This is a genomic window from Pseudomonas sp. OVF7, from assembly GCF_030644265.1.
GTDB classification, from domain to species: Bacteria; Pseudomonadota; Gammaproteobacteria; order Pseudomonadales; family Pseudomonadaceae; genus Aquipseudomonas; species Aquipseudomonas gorinensis.
In genome coordinates this window covers 814,929-825,391 of sequence record NZ_CP128996.1, presented here as the reverse complement: position 1 = coordinate 825,391, position 10,463 = coordinate 814,929, and the positions used below count along the sequence as shown (strand labels likewise).

11 protein-coding genes and 1 pseudogene are annotated in these 10,463 nt (G+C 62.6%); all 12 read right to left on the bottom strand.

Annotation, left to right across the window (positions count from 1 at the left end; genetic code table 11):
* Positions 1 to 53: 53 nt before the first annotated feature.
* The 12 genes and pseudogenes from ureC to urtA all read right to left on the bottom strand — a co-directional run bounded on the left by ureC (position 54) and on the right by urtA (position 10,215).
* Positions 54 to 1,754: an urease subunit alpha gene (gene ureC, locus QU606_RS03745; RefSeq protein ID WP_304998123.1), complete on the bottom strand. Its 1,701-nt coding sequence runs from the start codon at positions 1,752 to 1,754 to the stop codon at positions 54 to 56.
* 116 nt (positions 1,755 to 1,870) lie between these two features.
* Positions 1,871 to 2,176 carry an urease subunit beta gene (locus tag QU606_RS03740; RefSeq protein ID WP_024073134.1) on the bottom strand — a complete coding sequence of 102 codons (306 nt, stop codon included), beginning with the start codon at positions 2,174 to 2,176 and terminating at the stop codon, positions 1,871 to 1,873.
* Positions 2,173 to 2,706, bottom strand: a complete 534-nt coding sequence (locus QU606_RS03735; RefSeq protein ID WP_024073135.1) for a GNAT family N-acetyltransferase — start codon at positions 2,704 to 2,706, stop codon at positions 2,173 to 2,175. The genes QU606_RS03740 and QU606_RS03735 overlap by 4 nt, the downstream gene beginning before the upstream one ends.
* 5 nt (positions 2,707 to 2,711) lie before the next feature.
* Positions 2,712 to 3,224 carry a GNAT family N-acetyltransferase gene (locus tag QU606_RS03730; RefSeq protein WP_069075161.1) on the bottom strand — a complete coding sequence of 171 codons (513 nt, stop codon included), beginning with the start codon at positions 3,222 to 3,224 and terminating at the stop codon, positions 2,712 to 2,714.
* A gap of 9 nt (positions 3,225 to 3,233) precedes the next feature.
* Entirely contained in the window at positions 3,234 to 3,536 is a 303-nt protein-coding gene (locus tag QU606_RS03725; protein WP_069075162.1) for an urease subunit gamma, read from the bottom strand.
* Between the two features lie 148 nt (positions 3,537 to 3,684).
* Positions 3,685 to 4,524: an urease accessory protein UreD gene (locus tag QU606_RS03720; protein ID WP_102624877.1), complete on the bottom strand. Its 840-nt coding sequence runs from the start codon at positions 4,522 to 4,524 to the stop codon at positions 3,685 to 3,687.
* 30 nt (positions 4,525 to 4,554) lie between these two features.
* Positions 4,555 to 5,253, bottom strand: coding sequence for an urea ABC transporter ATP-binding subunit UrtE (gene urtE / locus QU606_RS03715; protein ID WP_024073139.1), 699 nt, complete (start codon positions 5,251 to 5,253; stop codon positions 4,555 to 4,557).
* A gap of 22 nt (positions 5,254 to 5,275) precedes the next feature.
* Positions 5,276 to 5,362: pseudogene (locus QU606_RS03710) on the bottom strand (outer membrane lipoprotein carrier protein LolA); the annotation flags it as partial.
* Between the two features lie 24 nt (positions 5,363 to 5,386).
* Entirely contained in the window at positions 5,387 to 6,235 is an 849-nt protein-coding gene (gene urtD / locus QU606_RS03705) for an urea ABC transporter ATP-binding protein UrtD (RefSeq protein ID WP_024073140.1), read from the bottom strand.
* Complete coding sequence (urtC, locus tag QU606_RS03700; RefSeq protein ID WP_024073141.1) at positions 6,232 to 7,311, bottom strand: urea ABC transporter permease subunit UrtC; 1,080 nt, start codon at positions 7,309 to 7,311, stop codon at positions 6,232 to 6,234. The genes urtD and urtC overlap by 4 nt, the downstream gene beginning before the upstream one ends.
* Positions 7,311 to 8,813, bottom strand: coding sequence for an urea ABC transporter permease subunit UrtB (urtB, locus tag QU606_RS03695; protein ID WP_304998122.1), 1,503 nt, complete (start codon positions 8,811 to 8,813; stop codon positions 7,311 to 7,313). The genes urtC and urtB overlap by 1 nt, the downstream gene beginning before the upstream one ends.
* A gap of 136 nt (positions 8,814 to 8,949) precedes the next feature.
* On the bottom strand, positions 8,950 to 10,215 hold the full coding sequence (gene urtA, locus QU606_RS03690; protein ID WP_024073143.1) for an urea ABC transporter substrate-binding protein: 1,266 nt from the start codon (positions 10,213 to 10,215) through the stop codon (positions 8,950 to 8,952).
* Positions 10,216 to 10,463 lie beyond the last annotated feature (248 nt).

Genomic DNA, 10,463 nt, shown 5'->3' with positions numbered 1-10,463 from the left:
GTAGAGGTTCAACCCTGGACATGCAGGCCATGTTCAGGGTTGAGTGGCCCCCGTTAAAACAGGAAATACCGCTGCGCCATGGGCAGCACATCCGCAGGTTCACACCACAGCAACACGCCGTCGGCCTTGACCTGATAGGTCTGTGGGTCCACCTCGATGTCCGGCAGGTAATCGTTGTGGATCAGGTCGGTCTTCTGCACATTGCGGCAGCCCTTGACCACGGCGATCTGTTTTTTCAAGCCCAGGGTTTCCGGCAACCCGGCCTCCTGCGCCGCCTGGCTGATAAACGTCAGGCTGGTGGCATGCAGCGAGCTGCCGAAGCTGGCGAACATCGGGCGGTAGTGCACCGGTTGCGGGGTGGGGATCGACGCGTTGGCGTCGCCCATCAGGCTGGAGGCGATCGCGCCGCCCTTGAGGATCAGGGTTGGCTTGATGCCAAAGAACGCCGGACGCCACAGTACCAGGTCAGCCCACTTGCCGACTTCGATGGAGCCGACGATATGGCTGATGCCATGGGTGATCGCCGGGTTGATGGTGTACTTGGCGATGTAGCGCTTGGCGCGGAAGTTGTCGTTGCCAGGGCCGTCGCCGGGCAGCGCGCCACGTTGTTTTTTCATCTTGTCGGCGGTCTGCCAGGTGCGCGTGATCACTTCGCCGACACGGCCCATGGCCTGGCTGTCGGAACTGATCATCGAGAACGCGCCGAGGTCATGCAGGATGTCTTCGGCGGCGATGGTCTCGCGACGGATGCGGCTTTCGGCGAAGGCCACGTCTTCGGCGATGCTTGGGTCGAGGTGATGGCAGACCATCAACATGTCCAGGTGCTCGTCGATGGTATTGCGCGTGAACGGCCGCGTCGGGTTGGTCGAGCTGGGCAGCACGTTGGGGAAGCCACAGGCCTTGATGATGTCGGGCGCATGACCGCCGCCGGCGCCTTCGGTGTGGTAGGTGTGGATGGTGCGGCCCTTGAGCGCGGCGAGGGTGGTTTCGACGAAGCCGGACTCGTTGAGGGTGTCGCTGTGGATCGCCACCTGCACATCGTATTGGTCGGCGACGCTCAGGCAGTTGTCGATACTGGCGGGCGTGGTGCCCCAGTCTTCATGCAGCTTCAAGCCGATGGCGCCGGCCTTGACCTGCTCGATCAACGGCTCCGGCAAGCTGGCGTTACCCTTGCCGGTGAAGCCGATGTTCATCGGGAACGAGTCACTGGCTTGGAGCATGCGCGCCAGGTGCCAAGGCCCTGAGGTACAGGTGGTGGCGTTGGTGCCGGTCGCCGGGCCGGCGCCGCCGCCGATCATGGTGGTGATGCCACTGGTCAGGGCCTCTTCGATCTGCTGCGGGCAGATGAAATGCACATGGGAGTCGATGCCGCCGGCGGTGAGGATCATGCCTTCGCCGGCAATCACTTCGGTGCTGGCGCCGATGGCCATGGTCACGCCGGGTTGGATATCCGGGTTGCCGGCTTTGCCAATGGCGTGAATGCGGCCGTTCTTGAGGCCGACGTCGGCCTTGACGATGCCCCAGTGATCGATGATCAGCGCGTTGGTGATCAGGGTGTCGACCACCTCGTGAGCGAGCAACTGGCTCTGGCCCTGGCCGTCGCGGATGACCTTGCCGCCGCCGAATTTCACTTCTTCGCCATAGACGGTGAAGTCCTGTTCCACTTCGACGAACAGCTCGGTGTCGGCCAGGCGGACCTTGTCACCGACGGTGGGGCCGTACATGTCGGCGTAGGCTTGGCGACTGATTTTCATGTGTGTGCCCTGAAGATGTGTGTTGAATGTGAAATCGCTATCGGGGGCAAGCCCCCTCCCACCTTTGATTTGTGAACCCATTCAAATGTGGGAGGGGGCTTGCCCCCGATGAGGCCCTAAAGGTCGCCCATGATCCGTCCGGCAAACCCGAACACCCGCCGCCCGCCGCTCAAATCAACCAGCTCGACCTCGCGACTCTGCCCCGGCTCGAACCGCACCGCCGTGCCCGCCGGAATATTCAGGCGCATGCCGCGGCTCAATGGGCGGTCAAACGTCAGCGCGTCATTGGTCTCGAAAAAATGGTAGTGCGAGCCCACCTGGATCGGCCGGTCGCCGCTGTTGGCCACGTTGAGGGTGACGGTGCGGCGGCCGACGTTGAGTTCGATGTCGCCAGGCTGGATCTGATATTCACCAGGAATCATGCAGGTTGCCCCAGGGTCTTGAAGTAGATGGCGGTCGGGCTGTAGCGCCCGTCCGGGCTTTGGCAGTAGTCGGGCAGTTCACCCAGCTTGGTGTAGCGCAGCGACTGGTAGAAAGCTTCGGCCGGCGAGCCGGCCTCGGTGTCCAGGTACAGCAGGCCGCGCTTGTGCTGGCGCGCGGCGAGTTCCAGGGTGTTCATCAACTGTTGGCCCAGGCCATGGCGGCGTGCGCTGCTGTGCACCAGCAGCTTTTGCACCTCGGCGCGGTTCAGGCCATTGGCTTTCTGGCACAGCGCCAGTTGCACGCTGGCGATCACCTGTTCATCGCGCACCACCACCCATAGCAACAGGCTGGCGTCTTCGATACTTGCCTGCACAGCGTTCAAATAGCTGCGGGCCTGGGCCTCGTCGAAGTCGGCCATGAAGCCGACCGAGGCGCCGTGCTTGACCGCGTCCAGCAACAGCTCAATCAAGCCCAGGCGGTAGTGGGCAAAACTTTCAGCATTGACTCGACGTAATTGCGCGGCGCTCATCGATCTCACTCCTTGGGCGGTTCTGCGCCCGGGTTCAAGGTCAGTTGCATAAAGGTCAGGTCGAGCCAGCGGCCGAACTTGATGCCCACTTGCGGCATCTGCCCGGTGGTGGTGAAGCCCAGGCGCTCATGCAGGCGGATCGAAGCCTGGTTGCCGCTTTCAATGGCGGCAACCATCACGTGCTTGCCGCAGGTGCCGGCGCGTTCGATCAAGGCTTGCATCAGGCGTGGGCCGAGGCCCTTGCCGCGCTGGTCGCTACGGACGTACACCGAGTGTTCGACGGTGTAGCGATAGCCTTCGAAGGGGCGCCAGTCGCCAAATGAGGCATAGCCAACCACTTCATCGTGTTCCACCGCGACCAGGATCGGGTAGCGCTGGGCCTGGCGCGCGCTGAACCAGGCCAGGCGGTTCGCCAGGTCCACCTGTTGCTCGTTCCAGATCGCCGTGGTGTTGAGTACCGCGTCATTGTAGATGTCGCGGATTGCCGGCAGGTCGTGCTCGGTTGCGTCACGAATCATGGCCGGGCCTCAGGCAATGGGCTGGTGGACGGTGACCAGCTTGGTCCCGTCGGGGAAGGTGGCTTCCACCTGGATATCCGGGATCATTTCCGGGATGCCTTCCATTACCTGTTCGCGGGTGAGCAAGGTGGTGCCGAAGTGCATCAGGTCGGCCACGGTGCGGCCATCGCGGGCGCCTTCCATCAAGGCAGCGGAGATATAGGCGATGGTTTCCGGGTAGTTGAGTTTCACCCCGCGCGCCAGGCGCCGTTCGGCGACTAAGCCTGCGGTGAAAATCAGCAGTTTGTCTTTTTCCCGTGGGGTCAGGTCCATGGTTCAAGGTCCTTCAAAGAATGCATTCTTAAATACAACAGAGATCAAGTGTGGGAGGGAGCTTGCTCCCGATAGCAGTGGGTCAGGCAATACGTGTGCTGACTGATCCGCCGCCATCGGGAGCAAGCTCCCTCCCACATTTTGATCTTCATGTGCTCCAGATTCGTGGTGAGACCGCCTCTCGCCCAAACAGGGCGGGGCGTAACAATTTCCATAAATCGATCAACCACTGCCGCGCCAGCAATGCTTCACTGGCCAGGCAGCGGGCCACCAGCAGGCCGGGCAGTTGGGTCAGGTCGCCGCGCACCGCGTGGGGCAGTGAACGGCATTGTTCAAGCAATTCGCCAGGGATTTCGCCAGTCACCAGCAACGTCGCAAACACCGGCTGCCCATCCAGCCCGATGGGCGAGTCCAGCAAACCATCGGCGCCCACAATGCGCTGGCGTTCATGCCAGAGCAACTGGCCGTCGCGGCGGATATCCAGGTGCGATTGGAAGTGGCCCAGGTCGAAACGCTCACCACTGGCCGGGCGGCCGAGGGCGACCACGTCCCAGTAGAACAGGCGGGCATCGCCTTGCAGCTCGATACGCGTGGTGAGCTCGGCCTGGGCGGCGCTGAATACGATGGTTTCCTGGGGCAGCCATTCCAACGTGGCGCCGGCTTCTACGGTGAGATCGAGTTGCTGAAACGCCGGGCCGCTCGCGCGATACCACTTGGCAGCGCCAGGGCTGGTCAATTGCGCCCAGGCGCCCGCGCCGACGTGGGCGCTGATATCCAGGCGATCGCCGCCGGCAATCCCGCCGGGCGGGTGCACGATGATGTGCTGGCACACTTCGGGGCCTTCGGCGTACAGGTGCTTTTGCACCCGCAGCGGGCCGTGGTGGCGACGCATCACCGGGCGCGTGGTATCGCCGAAACGCGCGTAGCCGAGTTCCAGCGCGGCATGCCAGCTGGGGGTGAACAGGGCGGGGGAAACGGGCAGGTTCATGGCTCAGGCTTATTGTCAGGACGCTACAGATTAGATGGTTACGAGACCGCGTACACCGTCACTTTCCATATTTTCACCGCGGCCTTGCTGCACGATTTCGCCACGGGACATCACCAGGTACTGGTCGGCCAACTCGGCGGCGAAGTCGTAGAACTGCTCCACCAGCAGGATCGCCATATCGCCCCGCGCGGCAAGCTTCTTGATCACCGCGCCGATTTCCTTGATCACTGACGGCTGTATGCCTTCGGTGGGCTCATCGAGGATCAACAGGCGCGGGCGACTGGCCAGGGCGCGGCCAATGGCCAACTGTTGCTGCTGGCCACCGGACAAGTCACCGCCACGCCGATGCTTCATTTGCAGCAACACCGGGAACAGTTCGTAGATAAACGCCGGCACTTCCTTGGCCTCGGAGCCAGGAAAACGCGACAGCCCCATCAACAGGTTTTCTTCCACGGTCAGCCGCCCGAAAATCTCCCGGCCCTGGGGCACATAGGCGATCCCGGCGTGTACACGCTGGTGCGGCTTGAAGCCGGTGATGGCCTGGCCTTCCCAATTCACTGCGCCCTCTTTGGCCGGCAGCAAACCCATCAGGCACTTGAGCAGGGTGGTCTTGCCCACGCCGTTACGCCCGAGCAGGCAGGTGACTTCGCCGACCTTCACGTCGAAAGACAGCCCTCGCAGGATGTGGCTACCGCCGTAGTACTGGTGCAGCTTGTCGACTTGCAACATTCTCAAAACCTCCTCAATTCCCTGTAGGAGCGAGCTTGCTCGCGAAAAACCTGAGGGCGCCGCGTGCATTCAGGCTGCCCGCGTTATCGTTAACGATTTTCGCGAGCAAGCTCGCTCCTACAGAAAAGCGAACTCAGCGCCCGAGGTACACCTCGATCACGCGCTCGTTTTCCTGCACCTGCTCCAACGAGCCTTCGGCCAGTACGCTGCCCTGGTGCAGCACCGTCACATGGTCGGCGATCGAACCGACAAAGCCCATGTCGTGCTCCACCACCATCAGCGAGTGCTTGCCCGCCAGGCGCTTGAACAGTTCGGCGGTGAATTCGGTTTCCGCGTCGGTCATGCCGGCCACCGGTTCATCCAGCAGTAGCAGTTGCGGGTCTTGCATCAGCAGCATGCCGATTTCCAGGAACTGCTTCTGGCCGTGGGACAGCAACCCCGCCGGGCGCTGCACCGAGGCGGTGAGGCGGATGGTGTCGAGCACTTCATCGATGCGGTCTTTCTGCTCACCACTCAGGCGCGCACGGAGGCTGGCCCATACGGATTTATCGGTCTTCTGTGCCAGTTCCAGGTTCTCGAACACGCTCAAGGCTTCGAACACCGTGGGTTTCTGGAACTTGCGGCCGATACCGGCCTGGGCGATCTGCACTTCGCTCATGCTGGTCAGGTCGAGGGTTTCGCCAAACCAGGCCTTGCCGTGGCTGGGCCGGGTCTTGCCGGTGATCACGTCCATCAGCGTGGTCTTGCCTGCTCCGTTGGGGCCGATGATGCAGCGCAATTCACCGACACCGATGTACAGGTTGAGGTCGTTGAGCGCCTTGAAACCGTCGAAGCTGACGCTGATATCTTCCAGGGTCAGGATCGTGCCGTGGCGCGTGTCGAGGCCCGTCCCGGCCGCCTGGCCGATACCGATCGCATCGCGACCGCTGCCGGCATCAAGGATAGGTTCGAGCATAAATTCCGCCGTCGCAGTGATTCTCATGGTTCACCCCGTTTCTTCAGCAGGCCGATCACGCCCTTGGGCAAATACAAGGTGACGATGATGAACAGCGCCCCGAGGAAGAACAGCCAGTATTCCGGGAACGCCACGGTGAACCAGCTCTTCATGCCGTTGACCACGCCAGCGCCGAGCAGCGGCCCGATCAAGGTGCCGCGTCCGCCCAGGGCCACCCATACCGCAGCTTCGATGGAGTTGGTCGGCGACATTTCGCTGGGGTTGATAATGCCCACCTGCGGCACATACAACGCGCCCGCCAGGCCGCACAGCACCGCGCTCAGCACCCACACGAACAGCTTGAAGCCGCGCGGGTCGTAGCCGCAGAACATCAGGCGGTTTTCCGCATCGCGCAATGCCGTCAGCACCCGGCCGAACTTGCTTTGCGCCAGGCGCCAGCCGATGTACAGGCTGGCCACCAGCAACAGCACCGTGGCCACGAACAACACCGCGCGCGTGCCCGGTTCGGTAATGCCAAAGCCGAGGATGCTGCGAAAGTTGGTGAAGCCGTTATTGCCGCCAAACCCGGTCTCGTTGCGAAAGAACAACAGCATCCCGGCGAAGGTCAGGGCCTGGGTCATGATCGAGAAGTACACGCCCTTGATCCGCGAGCGGAAGGCGAAGAAGCCGAACACCAATGCCAGCAAGCCCGGTGCGAGCACCACCAGGCACAGCGCCCAGAGGAAGTGTTCGGTGCCGACCCAATACCAGGGCAATTCGGTCCAGGATAAAAACGTCATGAACGCCGGCAACCCGTCACCGGAGGCCTGGCGCATCAAGTACATGCCCATGGCGTAGCCACCGAGGGCGAAGAACAACCCGTGGCCGAGGGACAGCATGCCGGCGTAGCCCCACACCAGGTCGAGCGCAAGGGCCACGATGGCGTAGCAGAGGATCTTCCCCACCAGCGTCAGCGTGTAGGCCGATACATGCAGCGGGTTTTCCGGCGCCAGCAGCGAACACAACGGCAGGGCCAGCAGCAGGGCCAGGATCACGGCGCCGACGGCAATCGTCACTTTGGGGCCGGCCTTTTGCGTGGCGGTGAGCATCAATGGCTGGTTCATCAGTCGATCACCCGTCCTTTCAGTGCGAAGAGTCCTTGCGGGCGTTTCTGGATAAACAGAATGATCAGCGCGAGGATCAGGATCTTGCCGAGTACGGCGCCGATCTGTGGCTCCAGGATCTTGTTGGCGATGCCCAGCCCGAACGCCGCCATGACGCTGCCGGCCAACTGGCCGACCCCGCCGAGCACCACCACCAGGAACGAGTCGATGATGTAGCTCTGGCCCAGGTCCGGACCGACGTTGCCGATCTGGCTCAGCGCCACACCGCCCAACCCGGCGATGCCGGAGCCGAGGCCAAAGGCGAGCATGTCCACGCGCCCGGTGGGCACGCCGCAGCAGGCGGCCATGTTGCGGTTCTGGGTCACGGCACGCACATTCAGGCCCAGGCGCGTCTTGTTCAGCAGCAGCCAGGTGAGCACCACAACAAACAGTGCGAACGCGATGATCACGATGCGGTTGTACGGCAACACCAGGTTGGGCAGCACCTGGATGCCACCGGACAGCCAGGCGGGGTTGGCCACTTCAACGTTCTGCGCACCGAACACCAGGCGCACCAGTTGGATCAGCATCAGGCTGATGCCCCAGGTGGCGAGCAGGGTTTCCAGCGGGCGCCCATACAGATGACGAATCACCGTGCGTTCCAGGGCCATGCCGATGGCGGCGGTGACGAAGAACGCCACCGGCAGCGCGATCAGCGGGTAGAACTCGATGGCCTGGGGCACATAGCGCTGCATCAGCAACTGCACCACGTAGGTGGAGTAGGCACCGAGCATCAGCATTTCGCCGTGGGCCATGTTGATCACGCCCAGCAGGCCGAAGGTGATCGCCAGGCCCAGGGCCGCCAGCAGCAGGATCGACCCCAGGGACATGCCGCTGAAGGCCTGGCCGAGGATTTCACCCAGCATCAGTTTGCGTTTGACCTGCGCCAGGCTGGTCTCGGCGGCGGTGTGTACGCTGGCGTCGGCTTCCACGCCGGGGGCGAGCAGGGCTTCGAGGCGGGTACGTGCCAGCGGGTCGCCGGTGCTGCCGAGCAAGCGCACGGCGGCCAGGCGTACCACCGGGTCGGTGTCCACCAGTTGCAGGTTGGCCAGTGCCAGGCTGAGGGCGGTGTGCACGTCCTCATTGGTTTCGGCGGCGACCTGCTGGTCGAGGAATTTAAGTTGCGCCGGTTGCGCGGTTTTTTGCAGGGTTCGCGCAGCGGCCAGGCGTACCTTGGGGTCGGCGGCGAGCAGTTGCTGGCTGGCCTGTACGTTGTCGATCAGGCCGCGCAGGCGGTTGTTCAGGCGTACGGTCTTGGTTTCACCATTGAGCGTGAGCTGGCCTTGTTGCAGCGCGTCCACCAACTCGATGCGCGCCGGGTCGGGCTGGGCGGCCCAGTCCTGGAGCAGCTTGGCTTGTTGCGCGGGGTTGGCGGCGAGGAAGTCTTCGGCGTCGCCTGCATGTGCCGCCAAAGGCAGCAACAGCAGCAATGCCAGGAAATAGTGATTGAGGGCAGCGGGCATAAACAAATGTCCTAGTCATGCGCGGACAGTGTGGGAGGGGGCTTGCCCCCGATAGCAGTGGGTCAGTGACAAGTGCATTGCCTGACACGCCGCTATCGGGGGCAAGCCCCCTCCCACAGTTGACCTGTGGTGGGGCTTAGTTGCTCTTCACCGCATAGTCCGGCTTCTTGTCATTGCCAGGGATGTACGGGCTCCACGGCTGCGCCCGGATCGGCTCCTGGGTCTGCCACACCACGGAGAACTGACCGTCGGCCTGGATCTCGCCGATCATCACCGGCTTGTGCAGGTGGTGGTTGGTCTTGTCCATGGTCAGGGTAAAGCCCGACGGTGCCGCGAAGGTCTGGCCGGCCAGGGCTTCACGCACTTTGTCGACGTCGGTGGACTTGGCTTTCTCGGCGGCCTGGGCCCACATATGGATGCCCACATAGGTGGCTTCCATCGGGTCGTTGGTCACGGCTTTGTCCGCGCCCGGCAGGTTGTGTTTCTTGGCGTAGGCTTTCCAGTCGGCGACGAATTTCTGGTTGACTGGGTTCTCTACCGACTGGAAGTAGTTCCAGGCCGCGAGGTTGCCCACCAACGGTTTGGTATCGATGCCGCGCAGTTCCTCTTCACCTACCGAGAACGCCACCACCGGTACGTCGGTGGCCTTCAGGCCCTGGTTGGCCAGCTCTTTGTAGAACGGCACGTTGGAGTCGCCATTGACGGTGGAGATCACCGCCGTCTTGCCGCCAGCGGAGAACTTCTTGATGTTGGCGACAATGGTCTGGTAATCGGCGTGGCCGAACGGGGTGTAGACCTCTTCGATATCTTTATCCGCCACGCCCTTGGAATGCAGGAACGAGCGCAGGATCTTGTTGGTGGTGCGTGGATACACGTAGTCGGTGCCCAGCAGGAAGAAGCGCTTGGCGCCGCCGCCTTCTTCGCTCATCAGGTATTCCACCGCCGGGATCGCCTGCTGGTTCGGCGCCGCACCGGTATAGAACACGTTAGGCGACATCTCTTCACCTTCGTATTGCACCGGGTAGAACAGCAAGCCGTTGAGCTCTTCGAACACCGGCAGCACCGATTTGCGCGACACCGAGGTCCAGCAGCCGAACACCACGGCGACCTTGTCCTGGGTCAGCAACTGCCGACCCTTTTCAGCGAACAACGGCCAGTTGGACGCCGGGTCCACCACCACGGGTTCGAGCATTTTGCCGTTCACACCGCCTTTGGCGTTGATCTCGTCGATCGTCATCAAGGCCATGTCTTTCAGCGAGGTTTCGGAGATCGCCATGGTCCCTGACAGCGAGTGCAGGATGCCGACCTTGATGGTTTCTGCGGCCTGTACGGTCCAGGTCAGACCCATGGCGGCAATGGATGCCGACAACGTTAACGCCTTGATCAAGCTGCGACGCTGCATGGTGCGATCTCCGAGAGTGAGTGATTATTTTTCTGGGGCGCACGAACCGCCCGCCAACGTGGCTGTTTCGGTGATTGCAAAGGCTGTGCCCGGTCAGCGCCCGGTATGAAAGCGGCCTCTTTACGGGGCATTTGCAATGGCGGTTGTTCCAATGTGGGGCTGAAATGTCAGCGTGGGGCCTGCATCGGCACCGTTCTGGTGCTTTGCGCTGCGTCGCGTGTGAGGAGGGGCTACGCCAGGTCTACACA